Genomic DNA, 20,468 nt, shown 5'->3' with positions numbered 1-20,468 from the left:
TACTCCTTGGGGCACCAGGCTGACCTGCGAGGAGACCGAGGACCGGGCCGGACAGAACGGCATGACCAAGGACCACGGCTACGTCTTCGAGGTCGATCCCGCCGACCGCCGCGCCAACCGCGCCCCCAAGCCGCTGAAGGCGCTGGGCCGTTACGCCCACGAGGCGGTGGTGGTCGACCCGAAGCGGGGCCACCTCTTCCTCACCGAGGACGCCTCCGGCCCCAACGGCCTGTTCTACCGCTGGACTCCGCCGGAGGGCTTCCACCACGGCCGGGGCCGGCTGCGCACCCTCGCCGACGACGCGGGCGTCCTCCAGGCGTTCCGCTGCTTCGACTCCGGCGGCCGCTTCGTGGACGACCTCTCGCGCGCGACACGCACCGGCACGGTGTACGGCGTGGACTGGGTCGACGTCCCCGACCGGGACGCGCGTACGGTGCCGGTCCGCAAGCAGTTCACCGACGGTCAGGTGACGCGGGCGCGCAAGCTGGAGGGCATGTGGTGGGGCGACGGCGGGGTGTACGTCGTCTCGTCCTACGCCCGCGAGGAGAGCCCCGTACAGCACGACGGCCAGGTGTGGTTCTACGACCCCCGGCGGCGGACGCTGACCCTGAAGGTGCTCCTCGGGGTGAACCCGGCCCCCTCCGCCGACGGCGCCTTCGACGGCCCGGACAACATCACCGTCTCCCCCTACGGGGGCCTGGTCATCGCCGAGGACGGGGAGGGCGTGCAGCACCTCTTCGGCGCCACCGACGGCGGCCGTACGTACCCGATCGCCCGCAATGAACTCAACCTCGGCACCGAATCGGCCCCCGAGTACAGCGAGTTCACCGGCGTGACCTTCTCCCCCGACGGCCACACCCTGTTCGCCAACATCCAGGACCCGGGCATCATGCTGGCGATCACGGGCCCGTGGAAGCGGCAGCGGCGCGGCTAAACTCGGCGTGCACGCACCCCCGCCCGACAGAAAGCCCGGCCCATGCGGGCAGACGCCCGACGCAACCACACCCGCCTCCTCAACGCCGCCGCCTCAGCCTTCGCCGAACACGGCGAGAACGCCTCCCTCGACGACATCGCGAAGCGAGCAGGCGTGGGCTCCGGCACCCTGTACCGCCACTTCCCGACCCGCCGCGCGCTGCTGGAGGCGGCGTATGCGGCCCGCATCGACGCACTGGGCGAGCGGGGCGCGGAACTGTCCCGACTGCTGCCTCCGGGCGAGGCCCTGACAGAGTGGCTGGGTGAGGTATGCGTGGCGACGATCCAGGTCAGGGGCCTGAAAACCCTCCTGGGCACAGCCGCGACTGACACTCCGCTGACCGCCTGCGGCACGGTGGTGAAATCCACGGCAACAACTCTGCTGGCAGCCGCCCAGTCCGAAGGCACCCTCCGCCCCGACCTGACCCCCACGGACCTCCTCCGCCTGACCCACGGTGTTGCCACGGCGGCGGAACTCGGGGGCGGGGAGGCACGGGAGATCGGGCGGTATCTGGGGTGGCTACTGGACGGACTTCGCGTCAGCGGAGGTTGAGGGCGCGGCGGGCCGCGGTGATGACGTTCTGGGCTTCGGTCCCGTACACGGCCGACTCGTGGAGGGTGTGCCAGACCTTCGAGTAGAGGGCGATGTTGTCGGCGTCGTCCAACCGCATCTCGGCGTGCCAGTCCTCCGCGACGACCACCCGGTCATCCAGGACCCAGAAGCCATTGGCGGGCACGATCTTCACGGGGGCGGCGAAGGGGACGACGCCCAGCTCGACGGTGTCCATGCCGATCATGCCGGTCAAGCGGTCGAGCTGGGCGGCCAGCACGGTGGGCGGGCAGATCAGCGAGCGCAGCGCGGCTTCCCACATCAGCACGTGCAGCTTGCGGCCGGGCCGGTAGAGCCACTCCTGCCGCTGGACTCGGGAGCGTACGGCGGCGTCGATGTCGTTGGCGCCGCCTAGCAGTTTGGCGTACCGCCGGATGACGTGGTGAGCGTACTCGGGGGTCTGCAGCAGGCCAGGGATCACCGACTCCTCCCAGAGCCACATCTCCGAGGCCCGCTCTATCTCCGCGCTCAGCCCTTCATGCATCACCTTGAAGCCGTTCGCCAGCGCGCGACGCCATGACCTGATCTGGGACTCGAAGCCCGCCAGTCGGGCGGCCAGCTGGGCGTACACCTCAGGCTGCTCGGTCGCGTCGGCCCAGGCCCTAAGGTCCTCGGGGGTGGCCGTCTGCTTGCCGTTCTCCAGCTTGCTGACCTTGGAGCCCTGCCAGCCAGCCGCTGGGCGAGTTGCTGACCGGTGAGCCGACCACCAGGGCATGAAAAGCGCAGCTCCCGCAGCCGCGTTCCCAGGGCCACCCTGGCTTGCTGATAGTCAGTGCTCACCGGTCACGCGCGCTATCCGGCCTCAGCGACCAGTGCCTCGAACTCGTCCCGCGCTATGGCGTGGTGCATCGCAGCGTCCCGTGCGATGCAGTACCGGACGACCTCGGCTGGTTCGGTGATCAGCTCGATGCTCGTGATGTGGTCGGCGTCGTCGAAGTGCAACAGCGCGACGAGCCGCGAGTCGAAGATCCAGAAGTCCTCGGCGGGCAGGTCGGTGGCGTCTTCGCGCCACAGGTACCGGATGTCCTCGCCCACGGCCGCGTTGTGCCGGGCGTAGTCAAGCAGGAACAGTTGCTCCGTAGTGGGCGGCTTGTCCGCGACGCGCACCCGACCGACCGTCTTCCCTGCCTCGGTCTGCGCCTTGATGTTGACGAACCAGGGCTCACTGAAGTCGCACGGCGACGAGCCGGTGGCCAGGAACGCCTGGAAGTCGGGGTCCTCACGGTCCGAGGCGTAACCACGCCGGGTCTCCAGCCGCCAGGCGGTGTGCTTAAAGGTCTCGAAGAGGCGGCGGAAGGTGGCCCGGTCCACGAGTTCGGGCACGCGCCCCATCTCCTTCGGCCCCCAATTCACCAGCAGCTCGCGCGGCACGGCCACCGCCGCGTCACCGGGCCCGAAGTGCTGGAGCTGCGCGAGGTCGTCGGGGTCGGTGACGGGCGTGCCCTGAACGATGACATCACCGGTGCCCTCGTCCGTGTGCAGGGCGGGGCAGCCATCGACCTTGCTGTCTGTGCCGGTGAAGCGTAACTGACGGGCCATGAGCGGTCTCCGTTCGGGGGATTTGCTCCAACAGCATGGCCAGGACGGTGTCTCGGCGCTACGGGTTCAGGCTGGGCCGCTGAGAAAACACCAGCAATGTTGACGACCGGCCGAGCAAACACGGGAAAACACCATACCGCCCGCCAACCCGCCAGCTCTAGCGTCCGGTTCATGGCAACCGAGGAACAGCAGGACCCCTTCACAGCGGTAGAGAATCTCAAAACAGCCCTGGCCGGCGCAGGCATCGTCCTCCCCTCCCTCGCCGTCGACATCGCGTCACCGGCACTCAAGCTCGTGGAGCTGGGCCGCGTACGAGCCGATGTGGCCGCCCGCCTAGCCGACGCCCTACGGCAGGAAGGCCAGGAGTGACCGAACGAATTCCAACAACCCTCTGCACCGGCAAGCTCCCCTACCCCGCCGGAACCCTGGTGGTGGATCGGATCTCAGAGCGCACGGGCCACCTGGTCTACATCCTGGAGGAGCGCACCAAGGAGAAGTACAAACTCATCAGCAGCCAGGCTTTCATGCGCCCGGTCGGCGGCGGCATCGAGTGGGACGTACCCTTGGACCGAATCAGGCCGGTGGTCGAGTAACAGACTTCAACAGCGCCCCGACGTCGACTCGTTGACGTCGGGGCGCTTCCGTGTGCCGTGCGCTATCATCGGTGCTAGTGAGCGAAATGCTCCGCGCACCTGTGCGCCCCGGCTGCGAAACGGGAAGGCAGGGCAAGCCAGCTTAAGTGACTGGGCCTCGGTGCAACTAGGTCGCCGAGCCGACGATGTCAGTCAAGATCCCGGGTTGGCGGGTAGGGCAAGACCGCACGACTGTACAAACCTGGGTCAGCAATGACCCACCCGAGAACATTTGCGCGCCGCATCAGCGTAGGTGTCTCGGTCCCGACCGAAAGGGACGGATCGAGGCTGCCTATGCCACCGATTCCGACCCATGACAGGGAAGGTAAGGATCGGTGGACGGCACCGCCATCATCATCATTCTCGCCATCGCTGGCGTGGCTTCCGTGCTGCTCTTCGCTGTGAAGGGTCTGCTAGACCAGATTCCAGACGTGATCGAGTCCGCCGGAAAGGCGCGCGAGGCCTGGCAGCGCTTCAAAAAGCCCGATCAGCCGCACCGGACGGACGATCAAGAGCCGCCCATGGCCGCTTAGGCCCGCCCTGGGCCTGCCGTCACTCTCCATGGACATGAGAAGCGCCCCGCCGGCACTCGCGTCCGGCGGGGCGTCTCTCTGCGGCCAGATGGTCGCCGTTGATCAGTTGTGGCTGTGCAGGATGTCGTTCAGGCCGCCCCACACCGCGTTGTTCGGCCGGGCCTCCACCGCGCCCGTCACGGAGTTGCGGCGGAACAGGATGTTGGACGCGCCGGAGAGGTCGCGGGCCTTGACGATCTGGCCGTCGGGCATCGTGACGCGGGTGCCGGCGGTGACGTAGAGGCCCGCCTCGACCACGCACTCGTCGCCCAGCGCGATGCCCACCCCCGCTTCCGCGCCGATGAGGCAGCGCTCGCCGATGGCGATGATGACGTTGCCGCCGCCGGACAGGGTGCCCATGGTGGAGGCGCCGCCGCCGATGTCGGAGCCGTCGCCGACGACGACGCCGGCGGAGATGCGGCCCTCGACCATGGAGGTGCCCAGCGTCCCGGCGTTGAAGTTGACGAAGCCCTCGTGCATGACCGTCGTGCCCTCGGCGAGGTGCGCGCCGAGGCGGACGCGGTCGGCGTCGGCGATGCGTACGCCCTTGGGGGCGACGTAGTCCGTCATGCGGGGGAACTTGTCGATCGAGGTGACCTGGAGGTGCAGCCCGTCGGCGCGCGCGTTCAGCCGCACCTTCTCGACGTCGTCCACCGCGACCGGGCCGAGCGAGGTCCAGGCGACGTTGGCGAGGTGGCCGAAGATGCCGTCCAGGCTCTGGCCGTGCGGCTTGACCAGGCGGTGCGAGAGCAGGTGCAGCCGCAGGTAGACGTCGTGCGCGTCGAGCGGCTTCTCGTCCAGCGAGGCGATGACCGTACGGACCGCGACCACCTCGACGCCCCGGCGGGCGTCCGGGCCGAGCGCGGAGACCGCGCTGTCGCCCAGCAGTTCGGCGGCCCGGTCGGCGGACAGCCGCTCGCTGCCGGACGGCCCCGGCTCGGCGACCAGCTCGGGCGCCGGGAACCAGGTGTCGAGAACGGTGCCGTCGGCGGCGACGGTGGCGAGACCGGCGGCGACGGCGCCGGTGGTACGGGAAGCAGTGTCGGTCATGCGGAAAACCTAACGTGGGAGCGGTGCGGGGGCCTAACCGGTGCGGCGCGCCGGGTATGCGAAGGCGGCGATGCCCGAGGGCACCGCCGCCTCATCCCGTAAGGGGAAAAGCACGCCTCAGACGTTGAACCCCAGCGCCCGCAGCTGCTCGCGGCCGTCGTCGGTGATCTTGTCGGGGCCCCACGGGGGCATCCAGACCCAGTTGATGCGCAGTTCGCTGACCAGACCGTCGGTGACGGACTTGGCCTGGTCCTCGATGACGTCCGTCAGCGGGCAGGCCGCGGAGGTCAGGGTCATGTCGATCGTGGCGATGTTCGCGTCGTCGACGTGAATCCCGTAGATCAGACCGAGGTTGACGACGTCGATGCCCAGCTCGGGGTCGACGACGTCCATCAGGGCCTCGCGGAGTTCTTCCTCCGAGACCGGTTTCATCTCAGCGGTGTCGGTCATGCCGTCTTCCTTTCGGCGTCCGCGCCGGCCTCGCCCAGGGCCTGGGCCGTCGCGTCCTTCCACGCCATCCAGCTCAGGAGGGCGCACTTGACCCGCGCGGGGTACTTGGAGACACCGGCGAACGCGACCGCGTCCTCCAGCACCTCCTCCATCGCGTCGTCGGGCTCGATCCGGCCCTTGGACTGCATCAGCTCCAGGAAGGTCTCCTGGATCTTCTGCGCCTCGGGCAGGTCCTTGCCCACCAGCAGTTCGTTCAGCACGGACGCCGAGGCCTGGCTGATGGAACAGCCCTGGCCCTCGTACGAGACGTCCGCGATCGTCGTACCGTCGTACCGCACCCGGAGGGTGATCTCGTCGCCGCACGTCGGGTTCACGTGGTGCACCTCGGCGTCGCCATCCCGAAGACCACGCCCGTGCGGGTTCTTGTAGTGGTCCAGGATGACTTCCTGGTACATCGAGTCCAGCTTCACGGTGTCAGCCCACGCCTCTCAGCCGAAGAAGTTCCGTACGTGCTCCAGCCCCTCGACCAGTGCGTCGATCTCGCCGGGCGTGGAGTACAGATAGAACGACGCCCGGGTGGTCGCCGGAATTCCGTACCGCAGGCAGACCGGCCGCGCGCAGTGGTGGCCGACGCGCACCGCGATGCCCTGCTCGTCGAGGACCTGGCCCACGTCGTGCGGGTGGATGTCGCCGAGCGTGAAGGAGATCGCCGCACCGCGGTCCTCGGCCGTGGAGGGGCCGATGATGCGCAGGTCGGGGACCTCGCCCAGCCGCTTCACCGCGTACTCGGTGAGCGCGTGCTCATGGGCGAGGATCTTGTCCATGCCGATCGAGTCGAGATAGTCGATCGCGGCACCGAGACCGACCGCCTGGGCGATCGGCGGGGTGCCCGCCTCGAACTTGTGCGGGGCGGGCGCGTAGGTCGAGGAGTGCATCGACACCGTCTCGATCATCTCGCCGCCGCCGAGGAACGGGGGCAGGTCCTCCAGGAGTTCCTGGCGGCCCCAGAGCACCCCGATGCCGGTCGGACCGCACATCTTGTGGCCGGTGAAGGCCACGAAGTCGGCGCCGAGCGCCTGTACGTCCAGCGGCATGTGCGGCGCGGCCTGCGAGGCGTCGACGCAGACCAGCGCGCCGACCTCCTGGGCGCGGCGCACGATCGCCTCGACCGGGTTGACCGTGCCCAGGATGTTGGAGACCAGCACGAAGGAGACGATCTTCGTCTTCTCGGTGATGACCTCGTCCAGGTTGGACAGGTCGAGGCGGCCGTCGTCGGTGAGGCCGAACCACTTCAGCTTCGCGCCGGTGCGCTGCGCGAGCAGCTGCCACGGCACGATGTTGGAGTGGTGCTCCATCTCCGTGATGACGATCTCGGTCTCGTGGTCGACCCGGTAGGGCTCGTCGGCCCAGCCCAGCATGTTGGCCACGAGGTTGAGCGACTCGGAGGCGTTCTTGGTGAAGATCACCTCGTCGCGGCTGGGCGCGTTGATGAAGTCGGCGACCTTGTCACGCGCGCCCTCGTACAGCGCCGTGGCCTCCTCGGCGAGGACGTGCACGCCGCGGTGGACGTTGGCGTTGTAGCGCTCGTAGTACTCGCTCAGGGCGTCCAGCACCTGGCGCGGCTTCTGCGAGGTCGCCGCGTTGTCCAGGTACACGAGCTTGCGCCCGTCGTGGACCTGTCGGTCCAGGATGGGGAAGTCCTTGCGGATCGCCTCGGTGTCGAGGAGGCCCGGCAGCTCTGTCACGCGGATACGCCACCCTTCGTGTATGCCTCGTAGCCCTCGTTCTCCAGCTTGTCGGCCAGCTCGGGACCGCCGGACTCGACGATGCGGCCGCCGGAGAACACGTGGACGAAGTCCGGCTTGATGTAGCGCAGGATGCGCGTGTAGTGCGTGATCAGCAGGGTGCCGGTCTCGCCGGTCTCGCGGACGCGGTTGACGCCCTCGGAGACGATGCGCAGGGCGTCCACGTCGAGGCCGGAGTCGGTCTCGTCGAGGATGGCGACCTGCGGCTTGAGCAGCTCGAGCTGGAGGATCTCGTGCCGCTTCTTCTCACCGCCGGAGAAGCCCTCGTTGACGTTGCGCTCGGCGAAGGAGGGGTCCATGTGGAGCCGCTCCATGTTCTCCTTGACCTCCTTCACCCAGGTACGCAGCTTGGGGGCCTCGCCGCGGACGGCGGTGGCGGAGGTGCGCAGGAAGTTGGAGACGGAGACGCCGGGCACCTCGACCGGGTACTGCATGGCGAGGAAGAGGCCGGCGCGGGCGCGCTCGTCGACCGACATGGCGAGGACGTCCTCGCCGTCGAGGGTGACGGTGCCACTGGTGATCGTGTACTTCGGGTGACCCGCGAGCGAGTAGGCGAGGGTCGACTTGCCCGAGCCGTTGGGGCCCATGATGGCGTGCGTCTCGCCCTGCTTCACGGTGAGGTCGACGCCCTTGAGGATCTCCTTCGTGGCGTTGTCGGCCTCGACGGTGACGTGCAGGTCTCGGATTTCAAGCGTTGCCATGGGTGCCTCAGGACTCCTGGGTGAGGGAGACGAGCACGTCGTCCCCTTCGATCTTTACGGGGTATACGGGGACGGGGCGCGTCGCGGGCGGGCCGGACGGCTTGCCGCTGCGGAGGTCGAAGCAGGAGCCGTGCAGCCAGCACTCGATCTGCCCGTCCTCCACTTCGCCCTCGGAGAGGGAGACGTTCGCGTGCGAGCAGATGTCGTAGATCGCGTACACCTCGCCCTCGGTCTTCACGACCGAGACCGGCGTGCCGTCGAGTTCCACCCGCTTGGGGGTGTCCTCCGACAGTTCGCTCAGTCCGCAGACGCGCTGGAAGGTCGTCGTCATGCGACCGCGGCCTCCAGCTCCTCCTCGATCTTGACCAGCAGGCGCTCCTCGATGTCGGGGACACCGATCTGCTGGACCAGCTCGGCGAAGAAGCCGCGGACCACCAGGCGGCGTGCCTCGTGCTCCGGGATGCCGCGGGCCATCAGGTAGAAGAGCTGCTCGTCGTCGAAGCGGCCGGTGGTGGAGGCGTGGCCGGCGCCGACGATCTCACCGGTCTCGATCTCCAGGTTGGGGACCGAGTCGACGCGGGAGCCGTCGGTGAGCACCAGGTTGCGGTTCATCTCGTAGGTGTCGGTGCCCTCGGCCTTGGCCTCGATGAGCACGTCACCGATCCACACCGCGTGCGCGCCCTCGCCCTGGAGCGCGCCCTTGTAGACGACGTGGGAACGGCAGTGCGGGGTGTTGTGGTCGACCAGGAGGCGGTGCTCCTGGTGCTGGCCGGCGTCGGTGAAGTACAGGCCGAACAGCTCGGCCTCGCCGCCGGGGCCCGCGTAGCTGACGCGCGGGTGGAGGCGGACGACGTCGCCGCCGAAGGTGACGATCACGGACTTGAAGGAGGCGTCCCGGCCGACCAGGGCGTTGTGCTGGGCCACGTGCACGGCCTTGTCGTCCCAGTCCTGGACGGAGACGACGGTCAGCTTGGCGCCGTCGCCGAGCACGTAGTCGACGTTGGCGGCGAGCACCGCGTCACCGGTGTGGTCGATGACGACGAGGGCCTCGGCGAAGGCACCCAGTTCGATCACCTGGTGGCCGAAGGCGGTACCGCCCTCGCCGTGCACCGCGATGCGGATCGGCTCGGTGAGGACGGTCTCCTTGGGCACGGTGACGACCGACGCCTGCTCGAAGGCGGAGTACGCCTGGGCGGCGACGCGGTCGACCGGGGTGCCGGCCTTGCCGAGCCGGGCGTCGTCACGGCCGACGTTCTCGACGGTGACGCCCTCGGGGGCCTCGACGACGACCTTCAGGCCCTCGTCCGTGGCGACGGCGGTGCCGTCGTGCAGGCCGCGCAGCCGCTCCAGCGGAGTGAACCGCCACTCCTCCTCCCGGCCGTGCGGGACGGGGAAGTCCGCGACGTCGTAGGAGGGGGGCGCGCTCATGCGCGTGGCGACGGTCGACTCCGCGGCGACCGCGATCGAGCCCGCGGTGGTGGACCCCACGGGGATGTTCTGCTCAGCCATGGCTGTCGGGGTGCTCGCTTTCTGGTGCGTAGGTGGCTGCGTGTGTGGCGTGACGGGGTACGGGCGGCGGGTCAGCCGACCGCGCCCTCCATCTGCAGCTCGATCAGCCGGTTGAGCTCCAGCGCGTACTCCATCGGCAGCTCCTTGGCGATCGGCTCGACGAAGCCGCGCACGATCATCGCCATCGCCTCGTCCTCGGAGAGGCCGCGGCTCATCAGGTAGAAGAGCTGGTCCTCGGAGACCTTGGAGACGGTCGCCTCGTGGCCCATGGAGACGTCGTCCTCGCGGACGTCGACGTAGGGGTAGGTGTCCGAGCGGGAGATCGTGTCGACGAGCAGCGCGTCGCACAGCACGTTGGACTTCGATCCGGCCGCGCCCTCGCCGATCTCGATGAGACCGCGGTAGGAGGTACGGCCGCCGCCGCGCGCCACCGACTTCGAGACGATGTTGGACGACGTGTTGGGCGCCATGTGGACCATCTTGGCGCCGGCGTCCTGGTGCTGGCCCTCGCCCGCGAAGGCGATGGAGAGGGTCTCGCCCTTGGCGTGCTCGCCCATCAGGTAGACGGCCGGGTACTTCATGGTCACCTTGGAGCCGATGTTGCCGTCGACCCACTCCATGGTGGCGCCCTCGTAGGCGACGGCGCGCTTGGTGACCAGGTTGTAGACGTTGTTCGACCAGTTCTGGATGGTCGTGTAACGGCAGCGGGCGCCCTTCTTGACGATGATCTCGACGACCGCGGAGTGCAGCGAGTCCGACTTGTAGATCGGCGCGGTGCAGCCCTCGACGTAGTGGACGTAGGCGTCCTCGTCGACGATGATCAGCGTCCGCTCGAACTGGCCCATGTTCTCGGTGTTGATCCGGAAGTAGGCCTGGAGCGGGATCTCCACGTGCACGCCCTTCGGCACGTAGATGAAGGAGCCGCCGGACCACACGGCCGTGTTCAGCGAGGCGAACTTGTTGTCACCGACCGGGATGACGGTGCCGAAGTACTCCTTGAACAGCTCGGGGTGCTCGCGGAGCGCGGTGTCGGTGTCCAGGAAGATGACGCCCTGCTCCTCCAGGTCCTCGCGGATCTGGTGGTAGACGACCTCCGACTCGTACTGGGCGGCGACACCGGCGACGAGGCGCTGCTTCTCGGCCTCCGGGATGCCCAGCTTGTCGTAGGTGTTCTTGATGTCCTCGGGCAGGTCCTCCCAGGACTCCGCCTGCTTCTCCGTGGAGCGCACGAAGTACTTGATGTTGTCGAAGTCGATGCCCGAGAGGTCCGAGCCCCAGTTGGGCATGGGCTTCTTCTCGAACAGCTTCAGACCCTTGAGGCGGAGCTTGGTCATCCACTCCGGCTCGGACTTCTTGTCCGAGATGTCGCGGACGACGGCCTCGCTCAGGCCGCGCTTGGCCGAGGCGCCGGCTACGTCGGAGTCGGCCCAGCCGTATTCGTACTTGCCCAGACCCTCGAGTTCGGGGTGGGCAGTCTCCGTGGGGAGCGTCATGCGGGGTTCCTCCCGGCCGTGCTTGCGTGGTGGCTCTGATCGGACTTGTCGGTCTTGGAAATCTTGGGGATGAACGTCGTGCAGACGCCGTCGCCGTGGGCGATGGTCGCCAGTCGCTGGACGTGGGTTCCCAGCAGTTCGGCGAAGAACTCCGTCTCCGCCTCGCAGAGCTGGGGGAACTGCTCGGCGACGTGGGCGACCGGACAGTGGTGCTGGCAGAGCTGCTCACCCTGTTGCGGGAGGGGGGCACTGCGTGCCGTAGCAGCGTACCCGTCCGCGGTCAAGGCCCTGGCCAGGGCTTCGGCGCGGCGCTCGGGCTCCACTCCCTCGACGGCCTTGCGGTAGGTGGCGGCCTGGGCGGCGAAGCGGGCGCGGGCGAAGGCGGCGACGGCCTCGTCCCCGCCCTCGCGCTCGGCGATCCAGCGCATGGCGTCGGCGGCGAGCTGGTCGTAGGACTGGTCGAAGGCGTCCCGGCCGCAGGCGGTCAGGGCGAAGACCTTCGCGGGGCGGCCGCGGGTACGGGCTCCGTACACCCGCTGCTCGCGTGCCTGCACGACGTCGTCGGCGGCCAGCGCGTCCAGGTGCCGGCGCACGGCGGCCTGGGTGAGGCCCAGCCGGCCGGCCAGTTCGGCGACGGTCGACGGGCCGTGGTCCAGGATGGACCGCGCGACCCGGTTGCGCGTCGAACGCTCACCGGTCGCTAGCTCTTCCTGGGGCCCCGTGGGGGTCTCCCGAGCCTCGCCGACGTTTTTCACAACGCTATTGTTGCGTAATTCTTCGGAGCCTGACAAGCCAGGCCGGGAGCCGTCCACGGTGCCCTGCGTCACTTAGGCGCACCTAACCCGACCTGCGGAAACGATCTCCGGGACGCCGCTCGTGGCACCCCTCACCAGGCAAAACCGCTGGCGTCCGGCACCTCGGCCGGGCAGACTCCGGGCCATGCCGACCCCCGTCCCAGCAGGCCCCCTGGTCACCCGTTCCACCCTCGCCGAACAGCTCCTCGAGCTGGGTGTGGAGCCCGGGGAGACCCTGCTCGTGCACTCCTCGCTGAGTTCCCTCGGGTGGGTGAACGGCGGTGCCGTCGCCGTCGTCCAGGGCCTCCTCGACGCCCTCGGCCCGGACGGCACCCTGGTCGTCCCCACCCAGTCCGCCGACCTCTCCGACCCCGAGCTGTGGCGGGCGCCCCCGGTGCCGCCCGAGTGGTGGGAGACGGTACGGGCCACCATGCCCCGCTACGATCCCCGCACCACCCCCTCGCGCGGGGTCGGGGTCGTCCCGGAGACCGTGCGCACCTGGCCCGGCGCCCGGCGCAGCGCACACCCGCAGACCTCGTTCGCCGCGCTCGGCCCGCGCGCCGCCGAGATCACCCACGGCCACGCCCCGGACTGCCGGCTCGGTGAGCACAGCCCGCTGGCCCGCCTCGAGCGGCTCGGCGCCCGGGTGCTGCTGCTGGGCGCGGGCTACCACGCCTGCACCAGCTTCCACCTGGCCGAATACCGGATACCCGCGCCGATGGCGGAGGTCGGGCGGCCCGGCCCCGGCGGTTGGGAGACAGTGACCGAGGTGTCCATCACCTCCGACCGCTTCGACGAACTGGGCCACGACTTCGAGCGGGACCGCCCGGTCCTGCGGGGCCGGGTCGGCGCGGCCGGGGCCCGGCTGTTCCCGGTCGCGGACGCGGTGGCCTACGCCGAGCACTGGCTCCCGCTGCACCGCCCCCGCGAGGCCGGTTTCCAGCACCCCCACGCCTGAGCCCCGCCGCGCCTCCCTAGACTCTGGACCCATGCATAGTGACCCCGTGGTCCAGGTCCAGGCCCTGGTGAAGCGGTACGGGCGGAAGACCGCGGTGGACGGCCTCGACCTGGAGGCCCGGCCGGGCGTGACCGCCGTACTCGGTCCCAACGGCGCCGGCAAGACGACCACGGTCGAGACCTGCGAGGGATACCGCACCCCGGACGCCGGCACCGTGCGCGTCCTGGGCCTCGACCCGGTGCGGGACGCGGCCGCGCTGCGCCCCCGGGTCGGTGTGATGCTCCAGTCCGGCGGTGTCTACTCCGGCGCCCGCGCCGACGAGATGCTGCGGCACGTCGCCAGGCTGCACGCGCACCCCCTCGACGTGGACGCCCTGATCGAACGGCTCGGGCTCGGCTCCTGCGGCCGGACCTCCTACCGGCGGCTGTCCGGCGGCCAGCAGCAGCGGCTCGCGCTCGCCATGGCCGTCGTCGGCCGCCCCGAGCTGGTCTTCCTGGACGAGCCCACCGCCGGTCTCGACCCGCAGGCCCGCCGCGCCACCTGGGATCTCGTGCGGGACCTGCGCACCGACGGGGTCTCGGTGATCCTCACCACGCACCACATGGACGAGGCCGAGCAGCTCGCGGACGACGTGGCGATCATCGACGGGGGCCGGGTCATCGCCCAGGGCTCCCCGGAGGAGCTGTGCCGCGACGGCGCCGAGAACACCCTGCGCTTCAGCGGGCGCCCCGGACTGGACGTGGCCTCGCTGCTCAAGGCGCTCCCGGCCGACTGCACGGCCGACGAGCTGACGCCGGGCGGGTACCGGGTGAGCGGCAAGATCGACCCGCAGCTGCTCGCCACCGTGACCTCCTGGTGCGCGCAGCACGGGGTGATGCCGGACCGTATCTCGGTGGAGCGGCACACCCTCGAAGACGTCTTCCTGGAACTGACCGGCAAGGAGCTGCGCTCATGACCACCGCGCCGGGCACGTACGCCCCCAGGCCCGGAGCGGCCCCGCTCCCCCGCATGATCGGCGCACAGGCCGCGCTGGAGACGCGGATGCTGCTGCGCAACGGCGAGCAGCTGTTGCTGACCGTGGTGATCCCGACCCTGCTGCTGGTGCTGTTCAGCTCGGTGGACATCGTGGACACCGGCTCCGGCAAGGCGGTGGACTTCCTCACCCCCGGCATCCTGGCGCTGGCGGTGATGTCCACGGCGTTCACGGGGCAGGCCATCGCCACCGGCTTCGAGCGGCGCTACGGCGTGCTGAAGCGGCTGGCCTCCTCACCGCTGCCGCGCTGGGGCCTGATGACCGCGAAGACGGCCGCGGTGCTGGTCACCGAGGTGCTCCAGGTCATCCTGCTGACCGTCATCGCCTTCGCGCTGGGCTGGTCCCCGCACGGCAATCCGGCCGCCGTCCTGCTGCTGCTCGTCCTCGGTACGGCCGCGTTCTCCGGGCTCGGACTTCTGATGGCGGGCACGCTGAAGGCGGAGGCCACGCTGGCCGCGGCCAACCTGGTCTTCCTGCTGCTGCTGGTCGGCGGCGGGGTGATCGTACCGCTGGAGAAGTTCGGCTCCGCGGGGCAGCACGTCCTCGGCCTGCTGCCGATATCGGCGCTCTCCGACGGTCTGCGGGACGTCCTCCAGCACGGCGCCGGCATGCCCTGGGGCGACCTGGCGATCCTCGCGGTGTGGGCGGTCGTGGGACTCGCGGCGGCGGGCAAGTTCTTCCGCTGGGAGTAGGTGCCCCCGCGACTTAGGGGCGCCCCTCGTGAAAGTGTGCACAAGCGGGCGCCTACCATGGTGCGCGTGCCAAAGCTGACCCCCGCCGACGCCGCGGCGGCCCTCCGGAACCCGCTCGCCTTCATCGCCGACCGCTGGACCCCGGACCCCCGGACGGTCCGCCGGGCCGCGCTCGCCGCTCTCGTGATGTCGGTGGTCATCGTGGTCACCGGCGGCGCGGTGCGCCTGACCGGCTCCGGGCTCGGCTGCCCGACCTGGCCCACCTGCACCGACGACTCGCTGACCACCACCCGCGCCATGGGTGTGCACGGCGTCATCGAGTTCGGCAACCGCATGCTGACGTACGTGCTCTGCGCGGCCGTCGGCTGGGCGATCATCGCCGCCCGCTCCCGGAAGCCGTGGCGGCGCGACCTGACCCGGCTCGGCTGGGCGCAGTTCTGGGTGGTCATGGGCAACGCGGTGCTCGGCGGCATCGTGGTGCTGGTCGGGCTGAACCCGTACACGGTCGCCGCGCACTTCCTGCTGTCCACGGCCCTGATCACCGTGGCCACCGTGACGTGGCAGCGCACCCGTGAGGGTGACGCGGAACCGCGTCCGCTGGTCGGCGGGGCGGTACGGCAGCTCGTGTGGTTCCTGGTGGCCACGGCCGTGCTGCTGATCGCGGCCGGCACGGTGGTGACCGGCGCCGGTCCGCACGCGGGCGACTCCTCCGAGGTGGCGCGCATCCCGCTGGACTGGGAGATGATCGCCAAGCTGCACGCGGTGCTGGCGTGGATCGTGGTGACCCTGACCTTCGCCCTCTGGTTCGTCCTCAAGGCGGTCGACGCCCCCAAGGACCCCCTGTCCCGCACCCGCGACCTCTTCCTGATCCTCCTGGCCCAGGGCGTCATCGGCTACGTCCAGTACTTCACCCACCTCCCCGAGGCCCTGGTCGCCCTGCACATGCTCGGCGCCTGCCTCATGTGGATCGCCACCCTCCGCGTCCTCCTCTCCCTCCGCGAACGCCCGGCCACCGAGGCCCCCGTGCCGGGTCCGGCGGCGGAGGTCTCGGTGGGCACCCTGGCCTGAGTCAGCGGTACCCGGCCACCAGCGCGTCGATGGCCGGTCCGAGGTAGGCACGGGTCAGCCGGGCCCTGCGGTCCGGCGAGGGTCCGGGGCCGTGTTCCCCGTAGCGCCGCCGCGTGATGTCCTCGACGACCTCGCGCGGCGCCCCCAGGGCGGACAGCTCGGTGAGCGCCTGCCGCTTGGAGATCAGCCGCCCCTCGCGCAGGGTCACCGTGGCGCGGGCGAAGGTCAGCAGGCCGAGGTCGACCCAGACGTCCTCCGTCCAGAGCCGCTCCTTGTCCACGGCCGGGCGCCAGAAGTCCCGCTGGTCGGCCGCGACGAAGTCCCGCAGCTCCCGGTCCGGCACCGGCGGCAGATACGCGGCGGGCGGCGCCCCGTGCAGCACCCGGCCGAACTCGTGCAGCTCGCTCCGGGTCACGGGTGTGACCGGACGGCGCTTGACGCGGCCGTGCGCCCAGGTCAGGTGCGGCCTTTCCGGGTCGGCTGCCGTGGGCGGGGTCAGGTACGAACAGTGCAGCCTGTCCGCCAGTGGCTCGGCGCGCAGATGCCGGTGCAGCAGGATCAGGCGGCGTACGGAGGCCGGGGTCAGCGGGCCGGGCAGGACCGCGATGAGGTCCAGGTCGCTGCGGCCCTCCTGGTAGTCCCCGCCGCCCAGTGAGCCGTGGGCCCAGACGGCGAGTGGGCGGAGGGGGGCGAGGTCGTCCAGGAAGCGGGAGATGAGCGCTTCGGTCGGCATGGGGCGAGTGTCGGGGACGGAGGGCCGCCCGTACAGGGGTCAGCTCAGCCCGTACACCCGGTGGGCGTTCTCGGACGCCAGGAGGTGGGCCACTCGGCGGGCGTCGGCGGGGCTGCAGGTGCCCTCGGTCAGCCAGGTGCCGAGGACCCGGTCGAGGGACTCGCGGAAGAGGTGGGCGCCCACCACGTGGAGTTCGGGGAGGGACTGGGCGCCGGTGGAGAAGAGGACCTTGCCGAAGGGGGCGAGCTCCAGGACGTCCGCGAGGATCGCGGCCGCGCGGGCGCCGGTACGGGCGAGGGCGGCGCCGGAGTCGGCGTAGACGTGCGTATGGGCGCCGGCCAGCAGGGCCGCGTACCGGTGGTGGAAGAGGCCGGGCAGCAGGACCAGGTCGGTGCCGAGGCCCGCCGTCGCCCGTACGAAGCCGGTGAGGGGAGCGGGGTCGGTGCGCAGGCCGGGCTCCTCGGGACCGGCGTGCAGCTGGAGCGGGCGGCCCGTGGCCACCGCGATCCACAGCAGGTGGCCCAGCAGGACGGGGTCGCTCAGCTCCTCCCCCACGCGCCGTACGGCCAGCCAGCGGGCGGCGGCGCTCCGTACCGCGCCGGGTCCCGGCGGCTCGGGGGCGAGGGCGGGCCCCTGGCCGGCGAGGGAGGCCGTGGCCGCGAAGGCGACGGCGTGGGTGGCGGCCCCGTGCACCGACTCGGCCAGATTGGCGAGGAACGAGGCGACCGTGCCCGAGGTGTCCGCGACCTGCTCGGCCAGCGGCTCCAGCCGGACCACCTCGCGCGCCTCCGCGTCCCCGGCGGCGGCCATCTCCTCGGGCCCGGTGAGATCGTCCGGCAGCCCGCTGGAGACCAGGTAGGTGGTGATCCCGGACCCGCGCAGCAGCCTGCGCCCGGCCTCCAGCACGCCCAGTTCGCGGCGCCGGGCCAGATAGCGGGCGGGCGGGCAGTGCGGCTCCAGGCCGAGCAGCGGCGGACACCAGCGCCGCACCGCGAACCCCGTCTGTGTGTCGAACAGCGTGGTCCCCGGCGCGGCCGGCCCCTCCCCCCGCCCCAGCCGCGCCTCGAACGTCCCGAGCCCCAGCTCGGTCCGAAGCACCCCATGGCAGTACTGATCCACGAGCGAAGGCGTGTCGATCATTCCGGCTCCCGACGAGGACGCTGTTTCACGTCCTAACGGCACGAACCGGATTCAGGTGGCGCGGGGGCGGGAGTCAGAGCTGAATCCCGGCCATCCGCTTCCACTCGTACGCGCTGGTGCGGATCTTCGCCGCGAACTCCCCGTCGAAGTCGTCCTGGAGTGCCACCCCGGCCTTCTCCACCGCCCGGCGCCCGATCTCCACGCTGGGGGCCACGAGGTTGCCCCACTCGCCGTCCTCGCCCACGAGGGCGATCCGGGCCCCGCGCTCGCCGAGGTAAGCCACGTTCCCCTCGGCGCCCCCGTGCGCCTTGGCGAACGTACCGATCTGGTGGGCGAGCCGCTTCACCTGGCGCTCGCTCTTCGCGTCAACCTGCTCCGTGTCAGCCATGACCAGGATGCTACCGACGAGTAGAGAAAAGAGCGACGGGAGGGGTCGGCGTCCCGGTCAGCGGAGGAAGGGGTCCACCGCGACGGCGACAAAGAGGATGGAGACGTAGGTGATCGACCAGTGGAACAGCCGCATCTCCTTGAGCTTGCCCCCCGTCACCTCGGCCTTGGCCCGGTTCTGCAGGCCGTGCGCCTCCCAGAGCCAGAAGCCGCCGGCCGCGAGGGCGACCACGGTGTAGAACCAGCCGGTGTAACCGAGCGGGGTCAGCAGCAGGGAGACGGCGACCATCACCCAGCTGTAGATCACGATCTGCCGGGCGACCACCTTGTTGGAGGCGATGACGGGCAGCATCGGCACGCCCACGCGGGCGTAGTCCTCCTTGACCTTCATGGACAGCGGCCAGTAGTGCGGCGGCGTCCAGAAGAACATCACGAGGAAGAGGATGACCGGCGCCCAGGACATCGAGTTGGTGACCGAGGACCAGCCGATCAGCACCGGCAGGCAGCCCGCGATCCCGCCCCAGACGATGTTCTGCGAGGTACGCCGCTTGAGGATCATCGTGTAGACGACGACGTAGAAGAGGAGCGCACCGAGTGACAGCCAGGCGGACAGCCAGTTGACGGTCAGCCCGAACAGCAGCGTCGAGACCACCGCGAGGGTGATGCCGAAGGCGAGGCACTCGCGCGGGCTGACCAGTCCGGTCACCAGCGGCCGCTGCGAGGTGCGGTCCATCAGCGCGTCGATGTCCCGGTCGATGTACATGTTGAGCGCGTTGGCGCCGCCCGCTGACAGGTAACCGCCGACGCAGGTGAGCAGGACGAGTCCCAGGTCGGGCACCCCCTGCTGGGCCAGGAACATCACCGGCACCGTGGTGATGAGCAGCAGCTCGATGATCCGCGGCTTGGTCAGCGCCACGAAGCCCTTGACACGGGCTCCGAACGACCGGTCAACCGGGCTCCGGCTCGTACCGGGACCGGCCTCCCCCAGAGCCTCGAGGGCCCGGGAAGTGCCGCCAGGACGGGATTCGACGGCCGTCACGCACACCCCTGACAGAGACATCAAGCGAGCATTCCCGTGTGAAAGCGGGGTAAAGGCTCGCGCGTACCACGCCACTTTAGACGTTGCCCATATCCGGTTTTTCGCCGGGGTCGGCTCGTGTTGGCGAGCCTCACGACACGCCGCCCGTCCGAGGTCTCACCCGGCTCGGTTGAGCACTCGGACGAGCGGCTGCGTATTCATGTGCCAAGCGGCTTCCGGGCCGGTCGGGAGGCGGATCGCGACGAGTCCCGGCAGTCTGGAATGACTCGAAAAAACGCACGTCCCCTCGGGGGTAGGCTCGACAACGGCCGGTGGACACCAGTGCACCGGCGGCCGGCGGGCGCCACGCGCCGCGAACCGGCGAACAACATGTGGAGAGGAGCCCTGACCCAGGGTGAGCACCAAGCCGACCACCACAGACCTTGAGTGGACCGAGCTGGACCAGCGGGCCGTGGACACCGCCCGGGTCCTGGCCGCCGACGCCGTACAGAAGGTCGGCAACGGCCATCCCGGTACGGCGATGAGCCTGGCCCCGGCCGCCTACACCCTCTTCCAGAAGGTGATGCGGCACGACCCGGCCGACCCGCAGTGGGTGGGCCGCGACCGCTTCGTGCTGTCCGCCGGTCACTCGTCCCTGACCCTCTACACGCAGCTCTACCTGGCCGGCTTCGGCCTGGAGCTGGACGACCTGAAGTCCTTCCGCACCTGGGGCTCGAAGACTCCGGGTCACCCGGAGTACGGGCACACCAAGGGCGTCGAGACCACCACCGGCCCGCTGGGCCAGGGCGTGGCCAACGCGGTGGGCATGGCGATGGCGTCCCGTTTCGAGCGGGGCCTGTTCGACCCCGACGCGCCCGAGGGCACGTCCCCGTTCGACCACTACATCTACTGCATCGCCGGTGACGGCTGCCTCCAGGAGGGCATCTCCCACGAGGCGTCCTCCCTCGCGGGCCACCAGAAGCTCGGCAACCTGATCCTGCTGTGGGACGACAACCACATCTCGATCGAGGGCGACACCGAGACCGCCGTGTCCGAGGACACCATGAAGCGGTACGAGGCGTACGGCTGGCACGTCCAGCGCGTGGAGCCCAAGACCGACGGCGACCTGGACCCGGAGGCGATCTACGCGGCGATCGAGAAGGCCAAGGCGGTCACCGACCGGCCGTCCTTCATCGCCATGCGCTCGATCATCGCCTGGCCCGCCCCGAACGCCCAGGACACCGAGGCCGCGCACGGCTCGGCCCTCGGTGACGACGAGGTCGCGGCCACCAAGCGCGTCCTCGGCTTCGAC

24 protein-coding genes and 1 pseudogene are annotated in these 20,468 nt (G+C 70.1%); 10 read left to right on the top strand and 15 right to left on the bottom strand.

What is annotated here, in order from left to right:
- Together GT030_RS17215 and GT030_RS17210 are read left to right on the top strand one after the other, a co-directional pair.
- A partial coding sequence (locus tag GT030_RS17215) for an alkaline phosphatase PhoX (protein WP_161201851.1) occupies positions 1 to 934 on the top strand: 934 nt, incomplete at its 5' end.
- Between the two features lie 42 nt (positions 935 to 976).
- A complete protein-coding gene (locus GT030_RS17210) occupies positions 977 to 1,525 on the top strand; it encodes a TetR/AcrR family transcriptional regulator (RefSeq protein ID WP_161201850.1) in 549 nt (182 codons plus the stop codon).
- Here GT030_RS17210 and GT030_RS17205 read toward each other — a convergent pair.
- A pseudogene (locus GT030_RS17205) lies at positions 1,512 to 2,362 on the bottom strand (helix-turn-helix transcriptional regulator). The gene GT030_RS17210 and the pseudogene GT030_RS17205 sit on opposite strands and share 14 nt — an antisense overlap.
- A gap of 12 nt (positions 2,363 to 2,374) precedes the next feature.
- Complete coding sequence (locus tag GT030_RS17200) at positions 2,375 to 3,121, bottom strand: DUF6879 family protein (RefSeq protein ID WP_161201849.1); 747 nt, start codon at positions 3,119 to 3,121, stop codon at positions 2,375 to 2,377.
- 171 nt (positions 3,122 to 3,292) lie between these two features.
- Here GT030_RS17200 and GT030_RS17195 point away from each other — a divergent pair, with 171 nt between their 5' ends.
- The 3 genes from GT030_RS17195 (at position 3,293) to GT030_RS17185 (ending at position 4,286) form a co-directional block, all read left to right on the top strand.
- Positions 3,293 to 3,490 (top strand): hypothetical protein, encoded by a 198-nt coding sequence (locus tag GT030_RS17195; RefSeq protein WP_161201848.1) that lies wholly within the window; start codon positions 3,293 to 3,295, stop codon positions 3,488 to 3,490.
- Complete coding sequence (locus tag GT030_RS17190) at positions 3,487 to 3,714, top strand: hypothetical protein (protein ID WP_161201847.1); 228 nt, start codon at positions 3,487 to 3,489, stop codon at positions 3,712 to 3,714. Before GT030_RS17195 ends, GT030_RS17190 begins: the two co-directional genes overlap by 4 nt.
- A 374-nt stretch (positions 3,715 to 4,088) precedes the next feature.
- Positions 4,089 to 4,286 carry a hypothetical protein gene (locus GT030_RS17185; protein WP_130340288.1) on the top strand — a complete coding sequence of 66 codons (198 nt, stop codon included), beginning with the start codon at positions 4,089 to 4,091 and terminating at the stop codon, positions 4,284 to 4,286.
- 102 nt (positions 4,287 to 4,388) lie between these two features.
- On the opposite strand, the gene dapD is transcribed toward GT030_RS17185, so the two are convergent.
- The 9 genes from dapD to GT030_RS17140 all read right to left on the bottom strand — a co-directional run bounded on the left by dapD (position 4,389) and on the right by GT030_RS17140 (position 12,088).
- Positions 4,389 to 5,375, bottom strand: coding sequence for a 2,3,4,5-tetrahydropyridine-2,6-dicarboxylate N-succinyltransferase (dapD, locus tag GT030_RS17180; RefSeq protein WP_161201846.1), 987 nt, complete (start codon positions 5,373 to 5,375; stop codon positions 4,389 to 4,391).
- A gap of 117 nt (positions 5,376 to 5,492) precedes the next feature.
- The gene (locus tag GT030_RS17175; RefSeq protein ID WP_031182020.1) at positions 5,493 to 5,825 is read right to left on the bottom strand and encodes a metal-sulfur cluster assembly factor; all 333 of its coding nucleotides are present in this window, start codon (positions 5,823 to 5,825) and stop codon (positions 5,493 to 5,495) included.
- Complete coding sequence (gene sufU, locus GT030_RS17170) at positions 5,822 to 6,295, bottom strand: Fe-S cluster assembly sulfur transfer protein SufU (RefSeq protein WP_086692707.1); 474 nt, start codon at positions 6,293 to 6,295, stop codon at positions 5,822 to 5,824. Before sufU ends, GT030_RS17175 begins: the two co-directional genes overlap by 4 nt.
- Positions 6,296 to 6,313: 18 nt before the next feature.
- Complete coding sequence (locus GT030_RS17165; RefSeq protein ID WP_161201845.1) at positions 6,314 to 7,570, bottom strand: cysteine desulfurase; 1,257 nt, start codon at positions 7,568 to 7,570, stop codon at positions 6,314 to 6,316.
- Positions 7,567 to 8,331, bottom strand: coding sequence for a Fe-S cluster assembly ATPase SufC (sufC, locus tag GT030_RS17160; RefSeq protein ID WP_086692711.1), 765 nt, complete (start codon positions 8,329 to 8,331; stop codon positions 7,567 to 7,569). The genes GT030_RS17165 and sufC overlap by 4 nt, the downstream gene beginning before the upstream one ends.
- A gap of 7 nt (positions 8,332 to 8,338) precedes the next feature.
- Positions 8,339 to 8,662, bottom strand: coding sequence for a non-heme iron oxygenase ferredoxin subunit (locus tag GT030_RS17155; protein ID WP_086692713.1), 324 nt, complete (start codon positions 8,660 to 8,662; stop codon positions 8,339 to 8,341).
- Positions 8,659 to 9,840: a Fe-S cluster assembly protein SufD gene (gene sufD / locus GT030_RS17150; RefSeq protein WP_161201844.1), complete on the bottom strand. Its 1,182-nt coding sequence runs from the start codon at positions 9,838 to 9,840 to the stop codon at positions 8,659 to 8,661. The genes GT030_RS17155 and sufD overlap by 4 nt, the downstream gene beginning before the upstream one ends.
- Positions 9,841 to 9,911: 71 nt before the next feature.
- Positions 9,912 to 11,333, bottom strand: coding sequence for a Fe-S cluster assembly protein SufB (gene sufB / locus GT030_RS17145; protein ID WP_030815341.1), 1,422 nt, complete (start codon positions 11,331 to 11,333; stop codon positions 9,912 to 9,914).
- Positions 11,330 to 12,088, bottom strand: a complete 759-nt coding sequence (locus tag GT030_RS17140; protein WP_161201843.1) for an ArsR family transcriptional regulator — start codon at positions 12,086 to 12,088, stop codon at positions 11,330 to 11,332. The genes sufB and GT030_RS17140 overlap by 4 nt, the downstream gene beginning before the upstream one ends.
- Positions 12,089 to 12,272: 184 nt before the next feature.
- Between GT030_RS17140 and GT030_RS17135 the strand changes: the two genes are divergently transcribed.
- From GT030_RS17135 to GT030_RS17120, 4 genes are read left to right on the top strand one after another with little or no spacing between them, the layout of a single operon-like run.
- A complete protein-coding gene (locus GT030_RS17135) occupies positions 12,273 to 13,085 on the top strand; it encodes an AAC(3) family N-acetyltransferase (protein ID WP_161201842.1) in 813 nt (270 codons plus the stop codon).
- Positions 13,086 to 13,116: 31 nt separating this feature from the next.
- Positions 13,117 to 14,040, top strand: coding sequence for an ABC transporter ATP-binding protein (locus tag GT030_RS17130; protein WP_161201841.1), 924 nt, complete (start codon positions 13,117 to 13,119; stop codon positions 14,038 to 14,040).
- On the top strand, positions 14,037 to 14,810 hold the full coding sequence (locus GT030_RS17125) for an ABC transporter permease (protein ID WP_161201840.1): 774 nt from the start codon (positions 14,037 to 14,039) through the stop codon (positions 14,808 to 14,810). The genes GT030_RS17130 and GT030_RS17125 overlap by 4 nt, the downstream gene beginning before the upstream one ends.
- 57 nt (positions 14,811 to 14,867) lie before the next feature.
- Positions 14,868 to 15,878 carry a COX15/CtaA family protein gene (locus GT030_RS17120; RefSeq protein WP_161201839.1) on the top strand — a complete coding sequence of 337 codons (1,011 nt, stop codon included), beginning with the start codon at positions 14,868 to 14,870 and terminating at the stop codon, positions 15,876 to 15,878.
- Between the two features lies 1 nt (position 15,879).
- On the opposite strand, the gene GT030_RS17115 is transcribed toward GT030_RS17120, so the two are convergent.
- The 4 genes from GT030_RS17115 to GT030_RS17100 all read right to left on the bottom strand — a co-directional run bounded on the left by GT030_RS17115 (position 15,880) and on the right by GT030_RS17100 (position 19,198).
- The gene (locus GT030_RS17115; RefSeq protein ID WP_161201838.1) at positions 15,880 to 16,611 is read right to left on the bottom strand and encodes a nucleotidyltransferase; all 732 of its coding nucleotides are present in this window, start codon (positions 16,609 to 16,611) and stop codon (positions 15,880 to 15,882) included.
- A 39-nt stretch (positions 16,612 to 16,650) separates the two neighbouring features.
- Complete coding sequence (locus GT030_RS17110) at positions 16,651 to 17,751, bottom strand: amidohydrolase (protein WP_161201837.1); 1,101 nt, start codon at positions 17,749 to 17,751, stop codon at positions 16,651 to 16,653.
- 73 nt (positions 17,752 to 17,824) lie between these two features.
- A complete protein-coding gene (locus GT030_RS17105; protein WP_031182008.1) occupies positions 17,825 to 18,139 on the bottom strand; it encodes a hypothetical protein in 315 nt (104 codons plus the stop codon).
- A 57-nt stretch (positions 18,140 to 18,196) separates the two neighbouring features.
- Positions 18,197 to 19,198, bottom strand: a complete 1,002-nt coding sequence (locus GT030_RS17100) for a heme o synthase (RefSeq protein ID WP_202460191.1) — start codon at positions 19,196 to 19,198, stop codon at positions 18,197 to 18,199.
- Positions 19,199 to 19,571: 373 nt separating this feature from the next.
- Here GT030_RS17100 and GT030_RS17095 point away from each other — a divergent pair.
- On the top strand, positions 19,572 to 20,468 hold an 897-nt coding region (locus tag GT030_RS17095), incomplete at its 3' end, for a transketolase family protein (protein ID WP_161201836.1).

Origin of the sequence: Streptomyces sp. SID1328 (genome assembly GCF_009865595.1) — a bacterium.
In the GTDB taxonomy this organism is placed as follows: Bacteria; Actinomycetota; Actinomycetes; order Streptomycetales; family Streptomycetaceae; genus Streptomyces; species Streptomyces griseoluteus.
The sequence above is the reverse complement of the archived record's forward strand: the minus strand, read 5'-3'. Positions and strand labels throughout refer to the sequence as shown.